This window comes from Rhizobium sp. SRDI969 (assembly GCF_025152725.1).
Classification (GTDB): domain Bacteria; phylum Pseudomonadota; class Alphaproteobacteria; order Rhizobiales; family Rhizobiaceae; genus Rhizobium; species Rhizobium leguminosarum_I.
This window is the reverse complement of the sequence record NZ_CP104039.1, coordinates 209588-231773: the sequence shown is the minus strand read 5'-3', so window position 1 is coordinate 231773 and position 22186 is coordinate 209588. Positions and strand designations below refer to the sequence as shown.

At 62.5% G+C, this 22186-nt stretch carries 21 protein-coding genes and 1 pseudogene; 13 read left to right on the top strand and 9 right to left on the bottom strand.

Annotated features, from left to right (window positions below; translation table 11 throughout):
• Positions 1 to 48 precede the first annotated feature (48 nt).
• Positions 49 to 1251: a pyridoxal phosphate-dependent aminotransferase gene (locus tag N2A41_RS32785; RefSeq protein ID WP_222280570.1), complete on the top strand. Its 1203-nt coding sequence runs from the start codon at positions 49 to 51 to the stop codon at positions 1249 to 1251.
• 13 nt (positions 1252 to 1264) lie between these two features.
• On the opposite strand, the gene nac is transcribed toward N2A41_RS32785, so the two are convergent.
• Complete coding sequence (nac, locus tag N2A41_RS32780) at positions 1265 to 2224, bottom strand: nitrogen assimilation transcriptional regulator NAC (RefSeq protein WP_017968719.1); 960 nt, start codon at positions 2222 to 2224, stop codon at positions 1265 to 1267.
• Between the two features lie 203 nt (positions 2225 to 2427).
• On the opposite strand from nac, the gene N2A41_RS32775 reads away from it, so the two are divergent.
• The 7 genes from N2A41_RS32775 to N2A41_RS32745 all read left to right on the top strand — a co-directional run bounded on the left by N2A41_RS32775 (position 2428) and on the right by N2A41_RS32745 (position 8391).
• A complete protein-coding gene (locus N2A41_RS32775; RefSeq protein ID WP_221988814.1) occupies positions 2428 to 3207 on the top strand; it encodes an SDR family oxidoreductase in 780 nt (259 codons plus the stop codon).
• Complete coding sequence (locus tag N2A41_RS32770) at positions 3204 to 3911, top strand: amino acid ABC transporter permease (protein ID WP_222384888.1); 708 nt, start codon at positions 3204 to 3206, stop codon at positions 3909 to 3911. The genes N2A41_RS32775 and N2A41_RS32770 overlap by 4 nt, the downstream gene beginning before the upstream one ends.
• Positions 3908 to 4666, top strand: coding sequence for an amino acid ABC transporter permease (locus N2A41_RS32765; RefSeq protein WP_222384887.1), 759 nt, complete (start codon positions 3908 to 3910; stop codon positions 4664 to 4666). The genes N2A41_RS32770 and N2A41_RS32765 overlap by 4 nt, the downstream gene beginning before the upstream one ends.
• Positions 4663 to 5427 carry an amino acid ABC transporter ATP-binding protein gene (locus N2A41_RS32760; RefSeq protein ID WP_260112047.1) on the top strand — a complete coding sequence of 255 codons (765 nt, stop codon included), beginning with the start codon at positions 4663 to 4665 and terminating at the stop codon, positions 5425 to 5427. Before N2A41_RS32765 ends, N2A41_RS32760 begins: the two co-directional genes overlap by 4 nt.
• Positions 5428 to 5458: 31 nt before the next feature.
• Positions 5459 to 6295 (top strand): ABC transporter substrate-binding protein, encoded by an 837-nt coding sequence (locus N2A41_RS32755; RefSeq protein ID WP_017968714.1) that lies wholly within the window; start codon positions 5459 to 5461, stop codon positions 6293 to 6295.
• 91 nt (positions 6296 to 6386) lie between these two features.
• Positions 6387 to 7061 carry a 4-carboxy-4-hydroxy-2-oxoadipate aldolase/oxaloacetate decarboxylase gene (locus N2A41_RS32750; protein ID WP_222280573.1) on the top strand — a complete coding sequence of 225 codons (675 nt, stop codon included), beginning with the start codon at positions 6387 to 6389 and terminating at the stop codon, positions 7059 to 7061.
• Between the two features lie 145 nt (positions 7062 to 7206).
• Positions 7207 to 8391 carry a hypothetical protein gene (locus tag N2A41_RS32745; protein ID WP_222384884.1) on the top strand — a complete coding sequence of 395 codons (1185 nt, stop codon included), beginning with the start codon at positions 7207 to 7209 and terminating at the stop codon, positions 8389 to 8391.
• Between the two features lie 15 nt (positions 8392 to 8406).
• On the opposite strand, the gene N2A41_RS32740 is transcribed toward N2A41_RS32745, so the two are convergent.
• The 8 genes from N2A41_RS32740 to N2A41_RS32705 all read right to left on the bottom strand — a co-directional run bounded on the left by N2A41_RS32740 (position 8407) and on the right by N2A41_RS32705 (position 16699).
• Positions 8407 to 9420: a succinylglutamate desuccinylase/aspartoacylase family protein gene (locus N2A41_RS32740; RefSeq protein ID WP_260112046.1), complete on the bottom strand. Its 1014-nt coding sequence runs from the start codon at positions 9418 to 9420 to the stop codon at positions 8407 to 8409.
• Between the two features lie 134 nt (positions 9421 to 9554).
• On the bottom strand, positions 9555 to 9899 hold the full coding sequence (locus tag N2A41_RS32735; RefSeq protein ID WP_017968710.1) for a RidA family protein: 345 nt from the start codon (positions 9897 to 9899) through the stop codon (positions 9555 to 9557).
• Between the two features lie 36 nt (positions 9900 to 9935).
• Positions 9936 to 11246: an alanine racemase gene (locus tag N2A41_RS32730; RefSeq protein ID WP_260112045.1), complete on the bottom strand. Its 1311-nt coding sequence runs from the start codon at positions 11244 to 11246 to the stop codon at positions 9936 to 9938.
• Positions 11239 to 12195, bottom strand: a complete 957-nt coding sequence (locus N2A41_RS32725; protein WP_260112044.1) for an amidohydrolase family protein — start codon at positions 12193 to 12195, stop codon at positions 11239 to 11241. Before N2A41_RS32725 ends, N2A41_RS32730 begins: the two co-directional genes overlap by 8 nt.
• The gene (locus N2A41_RS32720; RefSeq protein ID WP_260112043.1) at positions 12192 to 13133 is read right to left on the bottom strand and encodes an ABC transporter permease; all 942 of its coding nucleotides are present in this window, start codon (positions 13131 to 13133) and stop codon (positions 12192 to 12194) included. The genes N2A41_RS32725 and N2A41_RS32720 overlap by 4 nt, the downstream gene beginning before the upstream one ends.
• Positions 13130 to 14092 carry an ABC transporter permease gene (locus N2A41_RS32715; RefSeq protein WP_260112042.1) on the bottom strand — a complete coding sequence of 321 codons (963 nt, stop codon included), beginning with the start codon at positions 14090 to 14092 and terminating at the stop codon, positions 13130 to 13132. Before N2A41_RS32715 ends, N2A41_RS32720 begins: the two co-directional genes overlap by 4 nt.
• Positions 14089 to 15603: a sugar ABC transporter ATP-binding protein gene (locus N2A41_RS32710; RefSeq protein WP_170281769.1), complete on the bottom strand. Its 1515-nt coding sequence runs from the start codon at positions 15601 to 15603 to the stop codon at positions 14089 to 14091. Before N2A41_RS32710 ends, N2A41_RS32715 begins: the two co-directional genes overlap by 4 nt.
• 22 nt (positions 15604 to 15625) lie before the next feature.
• The gene (locus tag N2A41_RS32705) at positions 15626 to 16699 is read right to left on the bottom strand and encodes an ABC transporter substrate-binding protein (RefSeq protein WP_260112041.1); all 1074 of its coding nucleotides are present in this window, start codon (positions 16697 to 16699) and stop codon (positions 15626 to 15628) included.
• 217 nt (positions 16700 to 16916) lie between these two features.
• Here N2A41_RS32705 and N2A41_RS32700 point away from each other — a divergent pair, with 217 nt between their 5' ends.
• From N2A41_RS32700 to N2A41_RS32680, 5 genes and pseudogenes are all read left to right on the top strand, one after another.
• Complete coding sequence (locus N2A41_RS32700; RefSeq protein ID WP_012760654.1) at positions 16917 to 17702, top strand: IclR family transcriptional regulator; 786 nt, start codon at positions 16917 to 16919, stop codon at positions 17700 to 17702.
• A gap of 405 nt (positions 17703 to 18107) precedes the next feature.
• On the top strand, positions 18108 to 19460 hold the full coding sequence (locus N2A41_RS32695; protein ID WP_260112040.1) for an LLM class flavin-dependent oxidoreductase: 1353 nt from the start codon (positions 18108 to 18110) through the stop codon (positions 19458 to 19460).
• Between the two features lie 10 nt (positions 19461 to 19470).
• Positions 19471 to 20322, top strand: a complete 852-nt coding sequence (locus N2A41_RS32690) for an ABC transporter permease (RefSeq protein WP_260112039.1) — start codon at positions 19471 to 19473, stop codon at positions 20320 to 20322.
• 40 nt (positions 20323 to 20362) lie between these two features.
• A complete protein-coding gene (locus tag N2A41_RS32685) occupies positions 20363 to 21346 on the top strand; it encodes an ABC transporter substrate-binding protein (protein WP_260112038.1) in 984 nt (327 codons plus the stop codon).
• A gap of 9 nt (positions 21347 to 21355) precedes the next feature.
• Positions 21356 to 22124 (top strand): annotated as a pseudogene (locus tag N2A41_RS32680) (ABC transporter ATP-binding protein).
• Positions 22125 to 22186: the final 62 nt, after the last annotated feature.

Sequence of the window (22186 nt, the reverse complement as noted above, 5' to 3'; positions counted from 1 at the left end):
GCCTGCGGGCGGTCTCCCGTTCCAATCCCTCATCGAAGGACCTTCTTGATGTCCGCTGCATCAGACCGCCTGAAAAACGTCTCCATATCCGCATCCGCCGCCATGACCCAGCGCGCCAGGGAACTGGCCGCCAACGGGATCAAAGTCGTCAGCCTCTCGTCTGGCGAGCCGGATTTCCCCACTCCGGGCCACGCAATCGAGGCGGCTCATGCGGCAGCTCTCGCGGGCGATACGAAATATCCTCCGATGGACGGAACGCCGGCGCTCAAATCCGCCATCATCAGGAAGTTCAAACGGGACAATAATCTCGACTATGAGGCGAGCCAGATCGTCGTCTCGGGCGGCGGCAAGCAGGTGATCTTCAATGCCATGCTGGCAACCTGCAATCCAGGCGACGAGGTCGTCATTCCCACACCCTCCTGGGTCAGCTATGCGGATATCGTCAAATTCGCCGGCGGCATCCCGGTCGCCGTCCCCTGCCACGAGCAGACCGGCTTCAAGCTGCTTCCCGAGGATCTGGAGGCGGCGATCACGCCGCGCACGAAGTGGCTTTTCCTCAATTTCCCGAACAATCCGACCGGGGCCGCTTGCTCTCGGGCGGAGATGGCTGCCATCGCCGAGGTCATGCTGCGTCATCCCAATGTCTGGATCATGACCGACGATATCTACGAACACCTGGTCTATGACGACTTCCAGTTCTGCACGATCGCCGAAGTCGAACCCAGGCTCTATGAGCGCGTCCTGACGATGAACGGCGTTTCCAAGGCTTACGCAATGACAGGTTGGCGGCTCGGCTTTTGTGCGGGTCCGAAAGAGCTGATCTCCGCCATCAGCAACGTCAACGGCCAGAATGGCGGCGGGATCGCAACGCTGACCCAGGCTGCGGCGACCGCGGCGCTCGACGGTCCTCAGGATCTGTTGAAGGAGCGTGCGGCGAGCTACAAGGAAAGACGCAACTTCGTCCTCGACAGATTGTCGGAAGTGGAAGGGTTGCGCTGCCATAGGCCAGAAGGCGCCTTCTACCTCTATCCCAACATTTCCGGGCTGATCGGCAAGACCAGCAGGGGTGGGCGAAAGATCGAGACCGATGTCGATTTCGTCATGGCGCTGGTGGACGAGCATCATGTCGCGACCGTGCAAGGAGCGGCTTACGGAATGAGCCCGTTCTTTCGCATTTCCTACGCCACGAGCATGGAGAAACTCGGCGAAGGCTGCGCGCGCATAGCTCAATTCTGCAGGGATATGCGCTGATTGGCAACGCGTTTCAGTTTTTCAAGCGTGCGGTCAACTCAAGAAGGATGTCCCGGACAGCAAGGGCCGGTTCCGATAGGGGATTCTGGTCGGACACACACAGCGACAGGGTTTCTTCGATCCGCGGCGAGACGAGCCGGCAGATCAGCGGTTCGCTCGATTCCGATACGATGCGGTCGGCGATGGCTTTCGGCATGATCGTCGCGCCGAGACCGCTGCCCACCGCGCGGGCAAGGGTACGGACGATCTCGACTTCCGCCACGACTTTCAAATTGGTGCGGGTGCGGGTGAAGGCTGTATCGACCGCGCGGCGGACGAAATTATAGGCCGGCGGCAACAGCAGCGGTATCCCGTCGAGAGTATTCACCGGAACGGGTTTCGCATCCGCTTCGATCGCAAAGTCCCGATGCGCGACAAGGAAAAACTCTTCGCTGAGGATCGGTTCGAACCGGACACCTTTGATCGGTCCGGTTCCGTGGAGAAGCGCCATCTCCAGCCGGCCGTTCATGATCATCTGGCTATAGGTCTGGCCGACGCTTTCGGTCAGGTGCAGCAGAATACCGGGATGCCGTTTGCGGGTCTCCGCCAGGAGGTCGACCGACAGCGTAGCGGCACTGCTGAAGGGCACGAGACCAACGGACACGCGCCCGGCAAGCGAATTGCCGGCTGCCGAGGCATCCGCTTGCGCCTGCTCCATCTGCCGAAGGATAATCTGCGCATGGCGATACACCGCATGCCCCGCATCGGTCATGCTGACGCCCTGCTGGCTGCGGATCAGCAGCTTCTGGCCGAAATGCTCCTCCAGCGCCGCAAGCTGCTGGCTGAGCGCCGGCTGGGCGATATGCAGAAGGTCCGCCGCTCGCGTGATGCTGCCGCTGTCGACGATCACGATGAAAGATTTGAGGCGTCTGATGTCCATGAGGATCGGGGTACCGTTCTGCTCTGCGCGGCTTACATGTTTGCAGACGCGCATTGCTTTTGCAACGCGACGCCGGCGCCAGAACGGGGGACGCCTGAGGCACGGACGCCGCGAGGCGATGCCCGTGCATCAGCTCTGTCGTTTCTTCAGCAGCCTGCGCCGGCTCCATAACCGTTGCTTATTGCTCCAGAGATAATCGGTCTTAGGCAAGGGGTTTAAGCTTCGCTACTGTCTCGATCAACAACAAGGGAACGACAATGCCATTCTCCGACTACAAGACCGCACTGGTGACCGGCGCATCCTCCGGTATCGGCGCAGCCGTGGTGGAGCGGTTCCGCCGGGAGAACATCGAGGTCCATGCGGTTGCCCGTAGCGCCGAAGCGCTGCAGCAGCTGGCCGCGCGAACGGGCTGCATCGCCCACGTCATCGATGTGACCGACCGTCAGGCTATGGCCGAGCTCACGCGTCGAGTGGAGTTCGATATTCTCGTCAACAATGCCGGCGTCGACCGACCGAAGAAATTCCTGGAAGCCGACGAGGGCGATATCGATCTCCTCGTCGACGTCAATCTCCGGGCGGTCCTGCACATCTGCCGCATGGTCGTGCCCGGCATGGTGGCGCGCGACCGCGGACATGTCATCAACATCTCGTCGATTGCCGGCGCCTATAATTTCGGTGGCAACTCATCCTATCACGCCACCAAGGCCGGCGTGAGCATGCTGTCCAACCAGCTGCGGATCGACGCTTTCGGCAAGCGGGTAAGGGTCACGGAAATCTGCCCCGGCCGGGTCGCCACTGACATTTTCAATCACGTCCATGGCGATGACCCCAGCATTAGGGAACGGTTCATCGATGGCTTCGAACTGCCGCAGGCGACCGATATCGCCGACGCGATTGCCTTCGCCATAGCGGCCCCCGTCGCCGTCAACATCGGGCATATGGAGATTACGCCGACGCTGCAGGTCATGGGCGGCCTGCAGACAGCAAAGCCCCAACCTGCGGCGAAGACAGATCAGTCCGGGGAGCCAAACCCGTGAGCGGATTCGACCTTTCGGCAATCCTCGGAAATCCGGAATATACCGCCATGCTGCTGCATGGCATCGAGATGACCTTCATCATCTATGCCGGCTCCTGGTCTATGGCGATGGCGCTGGCGCTTCTGCTGCTGGCATTACGTTTGTCGCCCTTTCGCTTCGGCGATCCGTTAGTTGCCGCTTACGTCTCCTACCACCGCAACGTCCCCACCCTGGTTCAGCTGATGCTGTGGTATTTCGGGATTTTCACCCTGATGCCGAGCGGGGTAGCCGAATGGCTGGCCGTCCATAATGCCGAGGCCATTTTCGCGGTGATCGGGCTCGGGCTCTGCCAGGCAGCCTATTTCAGCGAAGATCTTCGTTCCGGCGTGCGCTCGGTCAGTCCAGGCCAAATGCAGGCAGCCCGCGCGCTTGGCCACGGCTATGTCTCGGCGATGCGCTTCGTCATCATGCCGCAAGGCATGCGCAACGCGCTGCCGCCGCTCATCAATCACAGCGTTTCCCTGTTCAAGAACAGCAGTCTCGCCGTCGTCATCGGAGCCTCGGAGCTGACGCATGCCGTCAAGGAAATCGAGAACCTTAGCTTCCGGACCTTCGAGATCTACCTGATCGGCACGGTTCTCTACCTTTTCTTCTCGCTCGTGATCATGAGCATCGGCGCCTATCTGTCGATGCGCACGGATCCTGCCCGGAGCGCGCGGGCATGATCCACGATATGATCGCCATCGTCCGAGACTACTGGCTGCTGCTGCTGATCGGCCAATATCCGAACGGACCGCTTGGCGGGCTCGCCAACACGCTGATCCTTTCGGCGCTCAGCATCGCTCTCGCCTTTCCGGTCAGCATCCTCTTCGCATTGGCGCGGCTCTCCAGGTCGCCGCTGCTGCGCTGGCCGGTCACGGCACTCGTCTATTTCACCAGGGGCGTGCCGCTCTTGATGCTCATCCTGTGGAGCTATTTCCTCGTTCCGCTGCTGACCGGCGCCGATGTGCCGAGCTTCGTCACGATGCTGACGACGCTCGTGGTCTATCAGAGCGCGTTCCTGAGCGAAGTCGTGCGTGCCGGCATCGTCGCGCTCGGACCAGGCCAGATGGATGCGGGGCGTGCGCTTGGCCACAGCTATATCGGTGCGATGCGCTTCATCATCCTGCCGCAGGCGCTCTACAACATGATCCCGAGCATCATCTCCACCTTCGTCTCAACGATCAAGGACACGACGCTCGGCTACGTGATCAACGTGCCGGACCTGACCTTTGCCGCAAGCCAGGTCAACAACCAGCTCCTGACGCAGCCTTTCCAGGTCTTCCTGATCCTGGCGATCGTCTACTTCGCCATCTGCTGGACGCTCACCTACTTCGCAAATCGCCTTGAGCGGAGCATCACGCGGCGGCGTGCGGGACTTTCCAACCTTCCTGCCGCCGCTTTGGTCGCGCCATCGAAAATCATATCGGAGCAGCCATGACCATGTCGGTTTCAGCACAGGAATTGCAGACGATTCGGCTGTCGCAGGTCTGCAAGAGCTACGGCGACTACCCGGTCCTGAAAGAGATCGATGCGCAGGTCTCGCGCGGCGAGGTCGTGGTCATCTGCGGGCCGTCCGGTTCGGGAAAATCGACGCTGATCCGCACGATCAATCGCCTCGAGGAGATCAACAGCGGATCGATCACGCTCGACGGGCAAAACATTCACGCCGCCATGCGGGCAAAAGAACTCAATGCACTGCGCAGCCGGATCGGCTTCGTATTTCAGAACTTCAACCTGTTTCCGCACCTTTCGGTGATCGAAAACGTGTCGATGTCGCCGATCCGGGTGAAAGGCGTGGCGCCCGATGTTGCTGAGGACAAGGCCCTCAAGCTTCTCGATCGGGTCGGTCTCGCCGACAAGGCGCGGGCCTATCCCGGTCAACTCTCCGGCGGCCAGCAGCAGCGGGTGGCAATCGCCCGCGCTCTTGCCATGGAACCACCCGTGATGCTGTTCGACGAGCCGACCAGCGCGCTCGATCCTGAAATGGTCGGCGAAGTGCTGGCCGTCATGAAGAGCCTGGCGTCGGAAGGCATGACCATGCTCTGCGTCACCCACGAAATGGGTTTTGCGCGCGACGTCGCCGATCGGGTCTGGTTCATCGATGCCGGCCAGATCCTCGAAATGACGACGCCTGAGGAATTCTTCAACAATCCAAGTCACCCCCGGGCGCAGCGTTTCCTCGCTGATCTCAGGCATTGATACCAACCACCAAAAACAAAGGAGAACAGCAATGAACTGGAAGTGTCTAACCCTCACCGTCGCATTTGCCGGCATGGCGGCAGCCGTGCCCGCAAAAGCCGATCAGCTCGACAACATCATCTCGGCGAAAACCTTGCGCTGCGCAACTTTCGCCGACGTTCCTCCCTTCGCGTCACCCGATCCGAAGACCCGCGAGATGGCCGGTTTCGACGTCGATCTCTGCGGCGCCATCGCCAAGGAATTGGGCGTCAAGGCTGAAATCAAGCCGGTTTCGGTCGAGGCGCGCGTGCCCGAGGTCAAGCTCGGCCGGGTCGACATCACCGTTGCCAACCTTGCCTATACTCTAAGCCGCGCCGAGCAGATCCAGTTCAGCGATCCCTATTATCTCGCTAAGGAAATGCTGATCGTGCCGGCCGACGATGCCGGCAAGAAGAAGGCCGATTACGCGGGTCAGCGCATCGCTTCGACCAAGGGTTCGACCTCCGAGATGTCGATCAAGCTCAACAAATCCGACCCGCTGACCTTCCAGGACACCGCCTCGGCCTATCTCGCCGTCCAGCAGGGCAAGGCGCGCGGCATGGTGGCCAACACCATGACGACGACCAAGTTCGTCAATGAATCGAAGAGCAAGGGCAAGGAAATGCGGATGATCGAGGAGCCGATGCTGTACCAGCCGATCGGCATCGGCATGGCCAAGGATCAGCCGGCGCTGACCGCCAAGATCAACGAGATCCTTCGCAAGCTCGACACATCGGGCGAGATCAACAAGATCTGGGACAAGTGGCTCGGCCCGGATACCGAATATAAAATGACCCGTACCGACAAGGTCGTATCGCTCTCCGAGTTGAAGTTCGACCCGATCCCGTAAGCCGATCGGCAGCGGCACCATCCAATGACGATATCCAAACGAAATCAGACGGCGGGACATGCCCGCCGTCGACCAACGATGTGAGGCATCCATGATCCATATTAAAGATATTGCCGAACGGCCTGATAAAGCCGATATCGACGCCGTTTCCAAATTTTCACCCGCAACGATCCACGAAGCCCAAGGGCGCCGCGGAGCCCTTTCCTCCCGCCTCAAGCCCATCGATTACCGCATGAAACTGTGCGGTCCGGCCTTTACGGTGAAATGCGCGCCGCGTGACAACATCATGCTGCAGCTCGCCATCAACTACGCAAAACCCGGCGATATTATCGTCGTATCGGCGGGCGAATACGAAGAGGCCGGATCCTTCGGCGATGTGCTTGCCAATGCCTGCCTGGCAAAGGGCATCGGCGGCCTGGTGACCGACACCGGCGTGCGCGACACGCTGCAGCTGAGGGAACTCGGTTTCCCGGTCTTCTCGCTCAGCGTCTGCATCAAGGGGACGGTGAAGGAAACCATTGCGGCGGTGAACGAGACGATCATCGTCGGCGGCGAAATCATCCATCCCGGCGACATCATCGCCGGCGATGCCGACGGCCTGGTGGTCGTGCGCCGCCAGGAAGCGCAGGAAGTCGCCCGGCTTTCGCAGGCCCGCGAAGATGCCGAGGCCGGCTATATCGCGGCATATAAGCAGGGCAAATCGGTCATCGAGGTCAGCAATCTGGAATTGGTGCTGAAAGCCAAGGGCCTCTTCGTCGACATCTGACGCGACAGCGCAATAGCTATCAGCCCTGCCACTTTACAGACAAAACCCGCTACTCCGCAGGCCAGGTGCCCGTGCTCAAAGATCGGGCTGGACACTATTATGGACACATGTTCTATAAAGTGGACAGATTCGACGGGAGCATTCCATGCATCTTTCCATGTGGACTTACCCTTGGGATATCCAGGACCAGGGGCTCGACGCCTTTGCCGCCGAGCTTCGCGGCCGCGCCGGCCTTAACACGGTCAGCTTGGCGACCTCCTATCACGCCGGCCGCTTCCTGCAGCCGCGGAGCCCGCGGCAGAAGGCCTATTTCCCCGAAGACGGAACGGTCTACTTCCAGCCGGATGAAAGCCTGTGGCAGGACAAGCTGATCCGGCCGCTGATGGCTGGGAATGTCACTGAGCGCGGCGACATGCTGGAAGCCCTCGTCCAGGGACGCGATACGACCGGCCTCAAGGTCTCCTGCTGGACGGTCTGCCTGCACAATACCCGTCTCGGCATGCTGCATCCCAATCACGTGACGCGGAACGCCTTCGGCAATCCCAATTATTACAATCTTTGCCCCTCCAGCCCGGCCGCGCGGGCCTATGCCGTGACTCTTGTGCGCGACATCACGACCAACTACCAGCCCGATATGGTGGAACTCGAGAGCCCGAACTTCATGGGATTCGCGCATGAATACCATCACGAGAAGGACGGCGTCGGCCTGAATGCCGAAGACGATTTCCTGCTGTCGCTCTGCTTCTGCGACCATTGCACGGCGCGCGCCGAAAAGGCCGGCGTGCCGGTCGAAGGTGCGCGCCGATCGACCGCGCGCTTCATCGCTGAACTCTCCGAACGAGCTGTCCCGGAACGGCAGTTCCCGGACTTTCCGGCCGCCGGCATCGATGCCTTTCGCGACCATCCCGATCTGCATGCCTATCTCACCTGGCGCAGCGAACCGGTGACCAGCCTGATCGGCAAAATCAAGGCGGCCGCCGATCCGGCGACACGCATCGTGCTCATCGACCTGAAGGACGGCTGGCTTGGCGGCGTCGAGCTGACAGCGGTCGGCAAGCTCTGCGACGGCGCGATCCTCTGCTGTTACGACATGGAACCGGATGCCGTCGCCGATGTCATCCGGACCGGCCGGGCGGCAATCGGACCGGGAAAGCTTCTGGGCATTGGCCTGCGCGTCTTCTATCCCGAAGTAAGCGGGCCGGCGGTGCTCGCCGCACGCGCCAAGGCTGCCGTTGACGCCGGCGCTGACGGCGTGAACTTCTACAATTACGGCCTGATACCGGCAAAGCGCCTCGACTGGGTCAAGGCAGCGGTCGACGCAATCACTTAAGCGGATCAGCGCTCCTCAGGATGCGATGGGTTCGGCGATCTGGATCAGGCAGTCGCCGGCCTGGCTGTCGCAGTGCAGCCTATGGGAAATGACAATGCCGCTCTCGGCAAAGCGCAGTTCCTCCTCCAGCTGCTCCAGGCGTTCCAGGTCATGATACCATCCGGCAAGCTCACCAGTGGCAACGGTGGCGCCGAGGGCCACGGCCGGCTCGAACCAGCCTCTGCGGTTCGCATAGATGCCCTGGCTGTGCCGGGACAGTGACAGCAGCTGCAATGGCCCGGGCTCGGTGAGCGGCGTACGCGACAGGACTGGACGCTCGACGATGCCGAGTGTGACGAGCAGCCGGTCGATCGCCGTCGCCGTGAAACCCATTGTCTCAGGCGTCACGGTGCCGCCGCCGCCGAATTCGCCGGAAAGACCCACGGTTCCCGCCCGCCCTGCCGCCCCCATCGATGTCGGTGCCGTCGGCCCGTTATCGGCGATGAAGGCATGCGCGGCGCCCATGCCGCGCATCAGCGAAACGGACCGTTCGAAGCGGGCGGCATCGGCCTGCCGCTCGATCAGCGTGCAGGGCAGGTGGGCCATGGAGGTGCCGCCCGAATGCAGATCGAGCACGACGTCATGGCGCTGAAAAAGCTCATGCTCGAGAAAATGCGCCATCCGCGCCGTCGGAGAGCCGGTGGGATCACCGGGAAAGGCTCGGTTGAGATTGCCGCCGTCGAAGGGCGAGCAGCGCTTGGCCGCCATCACCGCCGGCAGGTTCGCCATCGGCAGGATGGTGACGGCGCCGCGGATTTCGGCGACATCCAACAGGCGCATCAGCCGGCCGAGCTGGAGTTCGCCCTCATACTCGTCGCCATGGTTGCCGGCCATCAGCAGCAAAGACGGCCCATCGCCGTTTCTGAGACGAAGGATCGGAATGCGGATCTGATAATAGGGCGACCGGTCGATCGAATAGGGAATGGCGAGGTGGCCGGCCTGCCGGCCCTCGCGAGAAAAGTCGATCGGATTGACGAGACCGCTATGCATGATGTCTCCAATGCGGGCGGTTTGTGATGCCGCTACAGCGCCGCGCGTCTTTCAGACGCGCAAAGGTCGCTGTAACACTTTGAATCGACGCATCGTGCTTTCCGAAAATCGATTCCGATTTTCGGGCCGATGCGCTAGAGGGCGGCGACGGCTGTCATTTCGACGCGCAGATCCGGATCGGCGAGGCGCGCCTCGACGCAGGCGCGGGCCGGCGGGTTTTCGAGGTCGATCCAGTCATCATAGACGCTGTTCATCGCCTCGAAATCGACGATCGCCGGCAGGAAGACGTTGACGGCGATCAGGCGCGATCGGTCGATACCGGCTTCTTGCAACAGGGCGTCGATCTTGCCGAGCACGTCGCGGGTCTGATCCTCGATATCAGCTTTGCGATTTTCCGCGACCTGGCCGGCGATATAGACGAGACCGCCGTAGCTGACGGCTTGGCTCATACGCGAACCTTTCTGATAGCGCTGGATCATGGCGGATTTTCCTTTTCTTGCTTTTGGAGGAAGGGGTCAGCCGAAGCTGGTCAGATAGGCCGCGGTCACCGAATGGTCCGGGTCGAGGCCGTAGAGGATGGCATGCCGGTCAAGGCAGGTGCAGGGATGCGAGATGCCGCACTCGATGACGTCGCCGACCGCGACGTCGCTGCCGTCGGCAAGGGCGACGAAGGCGTGTTGATCGTTGAGGCGGAACACTTCGGCTTTTCCGAGATCGGCGAGAAACGCCCCATTGCGATAGAGCGCCAAGGGCCGCGGCAGGCCCTGGTCCATCGCGACGTCGCGCATGCCCATGCCGCAGATAGCAAGCCGCGGCTCCGGCCGGGAGAGGACCTCGGCCCAGACCCGCAGCGCCGGACGGAAGGCTTCGGCGGCCGAGATCGTCTCGCCGCCGATGCGGAAACCGCCGCGTGCATCGAGGCCGGCAAGGCCGCGCTCGTAAATGCCGTGATCGTGGAAGAAGATCGCGCCGCTGCGCAGCACCAGCCGGCAGGCGGGATCGGCCGCAACGGCGGCTGAAAGCCTGGCAATCACAAGGTCGAAAAACACCGAGCCGCCTGATGTGACGAGGAGCGGCCGCTCGTCGCCGATGCGGGCGCGCAGCTTCGGCAGGAAATCGGATGTCACCGCCATCAGCGCGTCGATGCGACGCATCGTCTCCTCCGCATCGGCGGTCGCCGCCGCACCCTCATACGCGGCGATGCCGGTCAGCCGGAAGGCCGGCGTCTCCGCCGCAAGGATCGCCTCCAGAATTGCCTCGGCGGCGGCGACGCCGCGGGCACCGGCGCGGCCGGCGCCAAACTCCACCAGCAGGCCGAGGGGCGGCAGATCTGTATGCTCCTGCCAGGCGGAGCGAAGAGCCTCGGCGAGTGCGGTCGAATCCACGAAGATATGAAGTTCCGCATCGGGATAGTGGGCAAGCAGGGCCGCGAGCCGACGAGCGGCGGCGGCCCCGCCGATCTCGTTGGCGAGGATCAGCCGGCGCTGTCCCGCCTTAAGCAGGACGGCGGCCTGGCGGATATCGGCGATCGTCGTGCCCCAAGCGCCTGCCGCCAGAAGTGCCTCCGAGAGCGCCGTCGACATCGGCGTCTTGGCGTGCGGCGCGATATCGGCGCCGCGGCTCTTCACATAGGCCATCATCAGTTCGACGTTTTGGGAGAAGGCCTGCCGGTCGAGCGAGATCAGCGGCAGGGCCATCCTGCCGTCATAGGGCCTCCATCCCTGCTTGCCGATTGCCGCAAGGGCAAGCGGCGGATTTCCCGGCGGAAAGCCGCGCATCCGCTCGTCGATCAGCACGTTTTCCGTCACGGTATGAAGGTCAGACATGGCAGCCACTCCTGATCTCGGCCGGGTCGGCGATGCCGAGGCGATAAGTGTCGTTGGCGGTGGCAAAGAACAGGGCGCGCTGCTCGTCGTAAGAAAGCTGCGAGGCGACCGTGCGGAAAACCTGGTAGACCTCGTCGAAAGAGGCGTGCAGGCCCGCGACCGGGAAGTCGCTTGCGAACATGGCGCGCGCCGGGCCGAAACAATCGAGGCAATGCTCGATCACCGGCCGCAGGCCTTCGAGCGTCCAATTGTTGTCGTAGGCAACGAGGTCGGAGATCTTCAGACGCATGTTCGGCTCGTTACCGAGTGCCCGCAGACCACGGCGCCAGAGCGCCATTCCGTCCTCCGTCCGATCAATGGGGCTTCCGCCATGGTTGAGCACGAAGAGGGTTTGCGGAAAAGCGCGCACCAGTTCGAGCGCCTCATTCATCTGCCAGGGATAGAGCATCAGGTCGAAGACCAGCCCGAGGCCCGTGGCATGGGCAAGACCCGCCCGCCAGGCGGGATCGCCCATACGGTTCGGACGCGGAGCAAAACTCTTTGCCACATCGGGATGCCAGCTCAAAATATCACGGATGCCGACAACATTCGGGTTTGCCGCTTCCGCCTCGAGCAGGCGCATGGCATGGAGCCCATCGAGTTGAACGCGCGCGATATAACGATGCGACACTCCGGAACTGCGGTCGAGACCATCCAGCCAGCGACTCTCTTCCAGCGGGTGCCCGTCAGACCAGCCCGCCTCCACATGCACGGTTGCAATCACGTTCTGGCGGGCAGCATCGGCGCGATAATCGTCGATGCGATAGTCACGCAGGATCGGTGCGAGGCTTGCGAAAACCATCTCCTCGGCGGAAGCTCTGGCCTTCTGCAGCCAGGGATGGCGTTCTAGGCTGAGATCCCAGAGGTGGTGATGCGGGTCGATCACCGGCCCATCGTAGCGCTCCGTCATCTGCCCGCCTCGCGGCCGGAAACCAGCAGAAGGGCAAGGATCAGCGTGCCGAACATGATCGACCGCCAACCGGGCGAGGCGTTGACGACCGTGATCAGCGCCGCCGCCGTGACGAGCAGAATTGCCCCGGGAATGGTCCCTGCATAGGTGCCGCGGCCGCCGAGGATGGAGGTACCGCCGAGCACGACGGCAGCGATCGAGGTCAGCAGATAGGGGTCGCCGATGCCGACATAACCTTGCCGGTTCATCCCGAGCACCAGAATGCCGGCAAGCCCTGCGAAAAAGCCCGACAGAGTATGGACGATCAGCGTGTTGCGCGTGACGCTGACGCCGGAAAGTCGGGCCGCCAGCGGGTTTGCCCCAAGCGCCAGGAAACGGGCGCCGATCGGCATGCGGTGGACGAGCAGCAGGACGACGATCGAGACGGCGAGCCACAGAATGATGCCTGAGGGAATGCCGAGCGGCCGCGCCTGCCCGAGCAGAATGACCGCCGGATTGCTGACGGTAACCGCGCTGCCGCCGGCGACGATGACGAGCAGCCCCTGCAGGAAGGTGGCCATGGCAAGCGTCATGATGATTGGCGGCACGCGAAGATAGGCAGCACCGGCACCGTTCATCAGGCCGATGCCGGTGGCAATGGCAAGGGCCGCCGCTATGCCGGCGAGACCGGTCGGGTCCCAGGCGGGCGAGATCAGCGGCAGCAGGATCGCCGTGACTGTTATGACCGCGCCGACGGAGAGATCGATGCCGCCCATCAGGATGACGAGCGTCTGGCCGGCGGCGGCAATGCCGATCACCGCGGCGACTTCGAGCAGGTAGCGCAGGTGGCCATAGGCGCCAAAACCACGCAACGAAAAGCTTGCGGCGATCCAGACGAGCGCGACCAGAAGCAAGGTCAGCAGCGGCGGATTGCGGAACGCGGACCTGATGACGTTCATCGCCTTGCCCTCCAAGCTCCAAGAAGTTCCGGCACGGCGACCGCGCCGACGATAATCAACCCTTGGGCGACATATTGGGCGACCGGCGGGAAGCCTAGGAAGAACATGACGTTGATCATCACCGAGAGCAGCAGGCTGCCGCAGATCGCGCCGCGCATCGTGCCTTTGCCGCCGAGGAAACCCACGCCGCCGAGGACGGCAGCGGCGATCGAGTTCAGCGTGAAGGGCGTGCCGATAACAGGATCACCCGAGCCGGTCTGCGCAGCAACGAAGAGACCGGTCAGGGCTGCGAGAAGACCGGACAGCGCGAAGGCTGCGACCTTCACCCGTTCGACCGGGACACCGGAGCGGAACGCGCCGACCGGATTGTCGCCGGCCGCATAGATGCCGAGGCCGAGCGGGGTTGCAAGAAAGGCCTTCCACAGTACGAGGATCACGACGAGCAGCAGGAACGCGACAGGCGTATGGCCAGCCAGCACCGTCGACAGCCAATCGGGAATGAACCCGCCCGGCCGCGGCAAGAGGATGAGTGCGACCCCACCGATGATGAAGGAGCCGGCGAGCGTAACGATGATTGCAGGCAGCCTCAGATAGGTGACGATGGCGCCGATGACAGCCCCGATCGAAAGGCCGGCGAGGGAGACCGCAAGAATGCCGCCCGGCACGCCGAGCGCTCCTTCCATCGTCGTCGCGGCGATCACCGCTCCAAGGCTGACGAGCGGGCCGATCGCCAGCGTGATGCCGCCGTTCAGCATGAGCAGCGCCTGCGCCATGGTGACGAGTGCGAGCGGGAACCAGTTCTGCGTGAACTTCGAAAAGCCGCCGATCGAAAGGATGCCGGGAAAGAGCAGCGCATAGAGGATGAGAAAGGCGGCGACGACCAGATAGAGGCCGGCAAGGCCGCGGTTGCGGCGGAGCTGGATCGAGCCGTAGAGCCGGGATGACGAACTTGTGCTCATGCCGCCTCTCCCTGCGTCGTGGCCGTGATGCCCATGGCCGCGCCGACGATCGCTCCTTCGCTGATTTCATCCTGCGACAGCACGGCCGCGATGCGCCCCTCACGCAGAACCACGACACGGTGGCAGAGATGCACGAGCTCAGGCGTATCGGAGCTGGCCAGGATGACGAGCCGCCCCTCGGCGGCGAAGGCGCGGAGCATAAGGTAGATTTCACGCTTGGTCTCGATGTCGACGCCGCGCGTCGGATCGTTGAGGAGCAGAACGGAGGGATCCAGCGGCAGCCATTTGGCGAGCGCCACCTTCTGCTGATTGCCGCCGGAAAGCGCCTGCACCGGGCGGGCCGTATCGCCCTTGATCGTCAGCCGGCGCGTGAGATCGGCGACCAGGCCGGTTTCTGCCGGCCGGTGGCGTAAGCCCTTGCGGGCGAGCAGTCCAAGCGAGGGCAGGATGAGATTGGAGGCGATGGAGTGCGGCAGTACCAGCCCCTCATGCTTGCGGTCGGCCGGGACATAAACGATGCCGGCGGCATTCGCCTCGCCGACATCAGCGGGCAGGGTGGGTTTGCCGGATACCTCCGTTCGACCGGCCGAGGCTGGAATCGCGCCGTAAAGGCCAAGCAGCAAGTCTTCCTGCCCTTGTCCCACGAGCCCACCGATGCCGACGATTTCGCCGGCGCGGGCGGAGAAGCCGATGTCACGCACCATGCCGGCGGAAAAACCTTCGACGCTGATGCGCATCGGGCCGGGTGCTGCGGACAGCCGCGGCGGGAACAGGTCGCCGGTCTCGCGACCGACCATCAGGCGCACCAGCCCTTCGCCGTCGATGCCGGACAGCGACTGGTCGGCGGTGACCAGGCCGTCCTTCAGCACCGTGACGTGCGAGCAGAGCGCCTGCACCTCGTTGAGGCGGTGGGAAATATAGAGAAGTGCCGTGCCGCGGTCCTTGAGCGTCCCGATCAGGCGGGCAAGGATGCCGGCTTCGTGGGCGGAAAGCGACGAAGTCGGCTCGTCCAGAATGAGCACGCGGGGCTTGCGAAACAGGGCCTTGGCGATCTCCACCATCTGGCGGCGGCCCAGTGCCAGATCGGTGACCGGCATGTCGAGCGGCTCGGTAAGCCCCACCATATCGCAGACATCTGACACGCCGCGATGGAGCGCTCTGTAATCAATGAGACCGAACCGGCGCGGAAAGGCGCCGAGCCCGATGTTTTCGGCTATCGAGAGACTGGCCGTGAGGCTCAGCTCCTGCTGAACCACAGCAATGCCGGCAGCGCGCGCGGCCGCCGGGCTGAAGCGCTCGACCGGCTTGCCGTCGACCAGGATGGAACCGCCGTCCGGCTGGAGAGCGCCGGACAGGAGGTTGATCAGCGTGGATTTGCCGGCGCCGTTTTCGCCGAGCAGGGCGTGAACCTTGCCTGGCAGAAGGGCGATATCGACGCCCTTCAAAACGGGATTGCCGAAAAATCCCCTGAACACCTGCCGGGCTTCCAGCAGGGGTCTTTCTTCCGTCATGACGGCTTCCTCTGCGCGGGGACTACTTGGCGGCAAGCAGCTTGTCGAAGAGCGCCTTGTCGTAGTCCGAGTAGATATAGCCGTCAGCCGGGAACTTGTCGGCCCGGGCGAGGTAGCTGCCGATCGTGCTGTCGTCGATGACAGGCAGCGGCACCTTGACGAAAGGCGGAACGTCCTTGCCTTCCAGCGCCTGCACGGCGGTGTAAACGGACAGCGCGCCGAGCCAGTTGGGCTGCATGGTGGCCCAGCCCTTCAGGCCCTTCTCCTTCCAGAGTTCGAGGAACTGCCTGGCGTTTTCGCCTGTTGTCGGCACCTGGTCGCGGCCCTGACGCTCGAAGGCCAGCACCGAGCCGGCCGACAGCGCGCCGCCGAGCGACAGCACGCCGTCGATTTCGGGATTGGCGAAGAGCAGGCTGGTCATCGCTTCCTGTGCCGGGGCGACGTTATATTCCGTGTTCGTCTCGGTGATCACCTGGAGACCGGGATTGGCGTCGAGGACCGGCTGGGCGCCCTTGCGGCGGTCGTCGCTCACCGAAATGCCGGCCGGGCCGTTCATGATGATGATCTTGCCCTTGCCGCCGAGCTGGCTGACCATCCACTTGGCAGCGGTCGCGCCCCATTCGTTGGAATCGGTGTTGATCTTCGCCGTCACCTTGTCGGTGTTGACAAGGCTGTCGAAATTCACGACGGCGATGCCCTTGTCGCAGGCATCTGATATGACGCGGTCAAGCGCGTTGGAGGAACCGGCGATCACGACGATGGCATCGACATTGGCGTCGATCATCGACTGGATATGCTGGATCTGCGTCTGGGCGTTACCCTGCGCGTCCGTGATCATCAGATCCTTGACGAAGCCCGCCTTCTTCAGTTCCTCCACTTCAGCCGTGATGGTGCCTTCGGTCTGCTTCATCCAGGTCGGCACCGAGTAGATGTTTGCCCAGCCGATCGTATAGGGCGCCTTCCTGTCACCCTTGATGCAATTGGCGGCGGCCGAGGCTGTGCCGGCCGAAAAGACGAGGAGTGCCGCAGCGGCGGCAGCACCCGCGAGAAGGCGGCGGCGTAGTGAAGCGGAAATGCCGTTTTCAAGATTCTTCATGTCGATCCCCTTTTTGTGTGCGGCAGCGTTGACGGCTTGCCATCAATGTCCAATATAATGTACATATGATCTATATACCGGACGACGCGATCTTATGCCGATTTTTCTACCTCGCAAGAGGGGTGGGGAAATTTCATTCGCGACGAATGACGGGATCGATTAACAGATGCGGCAGTCGGCTTGAAAAGCTTTGCCGGACAAAAAAGGATCGATAGCAATGGATGCAGTTCAGGACGAAGCAGCCGGTAAACGCGCCCGAGGGCTCGACCGCGCCTTCGAGATCCTCGATTTCCTGCGCCAGAAACGGCAGGCCCTGAAGCCGAATGAAATCGCCGCGCAGATCGGCGCACCGCGCTCATCGGTTTACGAGCTCGTCAACCTGCTGCTGCAGAATGGCATCCTGGAATTCACCGGCGGCGAGGGGCGTGTCTATCTCGGCCGCAAACTGTATTTCCTCGGCGCAGCCTATGAGAACCATTTCGACTTCACCCGCGAATGCGAGGCGGCGCTGGAACAGCTTGCCGACGAGACGCGGGAGACGGCGCAGTTCTGCATGCTGGATGGAAACAGATACACGGTCGTTCGCATGCGCGAAGGCGCGCGCCCCTTCCGCATTTCGACGGACGTCGGGCAGTCGGTGCCGATCCCGTGGACGGCGTCGGGCCGCCTGCTCGTCGCGCATCTGTCGGATCAGGACATCCTGAACTTCATTCCGCCGCAGGATTTTCGCCTGCCGAACGGCGAATGGCTCGAGCCGCAAACCTTCATCGCCGAGGTGCGCCAGGCCGAACGTGAAGGTCTCTTCACCTTCAACAGCATCGTCGACAGCTTCACCCATTGTTTTGCCGTACCGGTGCGGGGCGAGGAAGGCCATGCAGCCGCAACGCTCTGCCTCGTCACGCCACGCGACGATGGCATCGCCAACCGGGACCGCTACCTCGACTGCCTGAAGAAGGCCGCCGCCGGCCTCGACCATGCCCCGACTCGGCCAAAACGAGGCTGATGCCCTGAGCACATGAAGGCATTGATTAGCTAGCACGGACGTTCGTGCGAAAGCCGCCATTCCCTTGCATGCTCGTCAAACTGGATCCTGCTCGCTCCGGCGGTGCTGTAAGCGGGCATAAGACGCTAAGAAGACCTATTGCTATTTGTCGTCTCCGCCGGGCTCTTCGCCACGCCCGCAGATCCCATCTGCCGGTCGCGCCCGCATACCCCCCGGATAGTCGCCCTGACCGTTGATTTCCAATTTCATGCCAAACCGGGAAATCTATTCACCCTTCCTCCGAAACTACGAAATTCAGTTTCTCTATAAATTCTATGGATAACGTATTTTAGCAACCCAACAGCCAATTGAATACTTGGCCCTGGGGAAGACCGGGCTGTTGACGGAAAACGGAGAGGACACGAAATGACACGGAAAATCAGGCTTGGGGCATTTCTTCCCGGTGGCGGACAGCATGTTGCGTCATGGCGGCATCCGGACCAGCCGGCCGACGGCGCGACCAGTTTCGAGTTTCACAAACGTCTTGCCTTGACGGCTGAGCGTGGCCTCTTCGATGCTTATTTCCTCGCCGACGGGCTGGCTGTCGGTTTTGGCGGTGCGCGCGAAGGCGGCAACGCCCGCGTGGCCGGCTTCGAACCCGTGACATTGTTCTCCGCCCTTGCGCCTTTCACCACCCATCTCGGCTTCATCGCCACGTCCTCGACCACCTACGAAGAGCCTTACACGACCGCCCGCAAATTCGCCTCGCTGGATCTGATCTCGGAGGGTCGCGCCGGCTGGAATGTCGTCACCACGACGGGCGACCTGACGGCGCAGAATTTCAACCGCGATACGCAGCTTCCGCATGCGGATCGATATCGCCGCGCCGCCGAGCACGTCGAGGTCGTCCGCAAACTCTGGGAAAGCTTCGAGGACGACGCCTTCATTCGGGATAAGCAATCCGGCGTGTTCTTCGACCCAGCGAAGCTGCACGACACCGATCACCGCGGCGAACATTTCAGCGTGCGCGGTCCCCTCAACATCTCGCGATCGCCGCAGGGGCATCCCGTCATCGTCCAGGCCGGGCAATCCGAAGATGGGCGCGGGCTCGCCGCAGCAACGGCCGAAGTCATCTTCACCGCCCATCAGCATATCGAAACCGCCCAGGAGTTCTATCGGGACATCAAGGCACGCGCCCGCGCTCTCGGCCGAAACCCCGATCATATCCTCGTCATGCCCGGCGTATCCGCTTTCGTCGGTAGGACCGAGGCGGAGGCGCGCGAGAAATACGACCGTCTGACCTCGCTCATCGTCGAAGAGGACGGGATCGGCCTCCTTAATGGCCTGACCGGCGGCACGCTCGACCTGCACGGCTATGACCTCGACGGGCCTCTTCCGCCCGCACCGCCGACGGAAGGCATGAAGAGCCGCCAAGCCCTCATCCGCCAGATCGCCGACGAAAACAACTTCACCATCCGCCAGCTCTATCAGTGGATCGCGTCGGCCCGCGGCCACTACACCATCGTCGGCACGCCCGAACAGATCGCCGATACACTGCAGAAATGGTTCGAGAACGAAGCGGCCGACGGCTTCAACATTCTGCCGCCCTGGCTGCCGACGGCGCTCGACGATTTCGTCGATCTGGTCATCCCGGAGCTGCAGCGCCGCGGCCTGTTCCGCACGGCCTATGAGGGCAAGACGCTTCGGGAAAACCTCGGCCTGCCTTTCCCGACCAATCGATGGGCTGCAGAACAAGCAGCTCTCCAGGCAGCAGAGTGAGGAGCGGTCGATGTCCTATGAAATCAACCAGGTTCTTCCGAGAAGCTTCGGCCGCCTGAAAAACAGCGAAAGCCATATTTCCACTCTCGCCTCGCAAGTGCGCGGGCTGCTCGCATCGCTTTTGCCGCGTTATGGCCTTCTCATCGGCTTCCTCGTGTTCTGGCAAGTGTCGAGCACCAGAGGCTGGGTCAATCCCGCTATCTTCCCGCCCTTGAATGTGATCCTGTCTGCTCTTTGGACCAATCTTGCCAACGGCGCGCTGCTCGATGACATCGCCATCAGTCTGCAGCGATCCGGAACCGCCTTCGCCTTTGCCGTGGTGATCGGCATTCCGCTCGGCCTGTTCATGGGCCAGGTTCGTGCAGTCGAACAGGCGCTCGATCCGATCCTGCAGCTCTTCCGCCAGACCTCGGCGCTGGCGCTCTACCCGGTCTTCATCCTGCTGCTCGGCCTCGGCGAAACATCCAAGATCTTCGTGATCTTCTGGGCCACACTGTTTCCAGTGCTGCTCGCCACGATCGGCGGCGTCAAGGAGGTGGACAAGAAGCTCATCGAGATGGCGCGGACCTATGGCGCCGGACCGCTGACCATCTTCCGCCGCGTCATCCTGCAGGCGTCGGTGCCGGCAATCTTCGTCGGCCTGCGTCTTTCGGCGACGACTGCGCTTCTGCTGCTGATTGCCGCCGAGATGATCGGCGCCAACAAGGGCATCGGCTTCCAGGTTATGAACGCACAGTACAATTTTCAGATCCCGCTGATGTTTGCGGCGATCCTTCTGCTCGCCTTCCTCGGGCTTGCCGCCAATGCCTTGCTCGTTCTCTTGCAGCGCCGTCTCTGCCGCTGGTCTCAGCCGAGCCGCTGAACTGCTTTCCCGATTTTCCTCTTCCGAAAGGCACCGCCACATGACATTCCATCCTCGCAACCTCCTCCTGCCGGCAGCGATCGCCCTCGGTCTTGCGACGCCGGCCGCAGCCACCGACACGGTGAAGCTGCGCTACCTCGCCAGCCAGGGTGGTCTTGCCGCCCATGAACTCGCCGCCGAACTCGGCTATTTCGACGGAACGGGCATCACGCTGGAAAATGTCGGCTACGCCCAGGGCGGCCCGGCCTCCCTGATCGCCCTGGCATCGGGTGATGTCGAGATCGGCAGCGCCGCAACCTCCGCCGTTTTGAATTCGATCATCGGCGGCAATGATTTCGTCGCCGCCTATCCTTCGAACGGCATCAATGACGAGGTCCAGTCGACCTTCTACGTGCTGGAAGACAGCCCGATCAAGAGTATCAAGGACATTGCCGGCAAGAGCATCGCGGTCAATACGCTCGGCGCGCATCTCGACTACACCATCCGCGAAGCCTTACATTCCGTCGGCCTGCCGGCCGACGCAGCCAATCAGCTTGTCGTTCCCGGGCCGCAGCTCGAGCAGGTATTGCGCTCCAAGCAGGTCGATATTGCCGCCTTCGGTTACTGGCAGACGACCTTCGAGGGGGCTGCACTGAAGAATGGCGGCCTGCGTCCGATTTTTGACGATACCGACGTGCTTGGCGACATCGCCGGGGGATTCGTGGTCCTGCGCCGTGATTTCGCTCGCGAGCATCCTGAAGCTGCAAAGATTTTCGTCGAGCAGTCGGCTCGCGCTCTCGACTACGCCCGCGAGCATCCGGAGGAAACCAAGAAGATCCTCGCCAAGGCGCTCAGCGAGCGTGGTGAGAACGCTGATATCGCACAGTACTTCCGAGGCTATGGGGTGCGTGCCGGCGGCCTGCCGGTCGAGCGCGACATCCAGTTCTGGATCGACGTCCTGGTTCGCGAAGGCAAGCTGAAGCAGGGCCAGCTGGCGGCTAAAGACATCCTCTTGACCACCGATGCCAGGCCGGCAAGCAACTGAGGAATGATGATGAGCATCGCTGAGGACACGCGCCGCGGGGAGGTGACGATCCGTCACCTCTCCAAATCCTACAGATTGAACGGGACACCTCTGCAGGTTCTCAGGGATATCAACCTCCACGTCCGCTCCGGCGAAAGCCTCGCCATCGTCGGTGCCAGCGGCTCGGGCAAGACGACCCTGCTCAGGGTTCTGGCAGGCCTTGAGGATTCCGACACGGGAGAGGTTCTCGTCGATGGCAAGGCGGTGCGAGGCGTCGGCGCGGAGCGCGCCGTCATCTTTCAGGAACCGCGCCTTCTGCTCTGGCTTGATGTGCTCGACAATGTCTCCTTCGGGCTGGAAACCAGCGGCCTGTCGCGTGAGCAGGCGAGGGGACGGGCGTCATTATGTCAAGCTCGTCGGCCTGCAGCAATTCGAGGCTGCCTATCCCCGGCAGCTGTCGGGCGGCATGGCGCAGCGCGTCGGCATCGCCCGGGCTCTGGCCGTCCAGCCCGAGATCCTGCTGCTCGACGAACCGCTCGGCGCGCTCGACGCGATGACCAAGATCGGCATGCAGCAGGAACTCGCACGGATCTGGCGCGATGAGGATGTGACGACCATCCTCGTCACCCATGATCTCGAGGAGGCGATCTATCTGGCCGACCGGATCCTGATCCTGCCACGGGAGAAGGGCGGCGAGCCGCGTCTGATCGAAATCGATCTGCCCCGGCCTCGCGACCGCAGCGCACCGGAATTCGTTCGACACCGCGAAGAGCTGCTGAACCTGTTCGGACTGCATTGAAGTCTTCAAGCGTCAGCGCGGCGCATGGGACCTGATCCATGCGCCGCGCGGCAGTAGCAGTA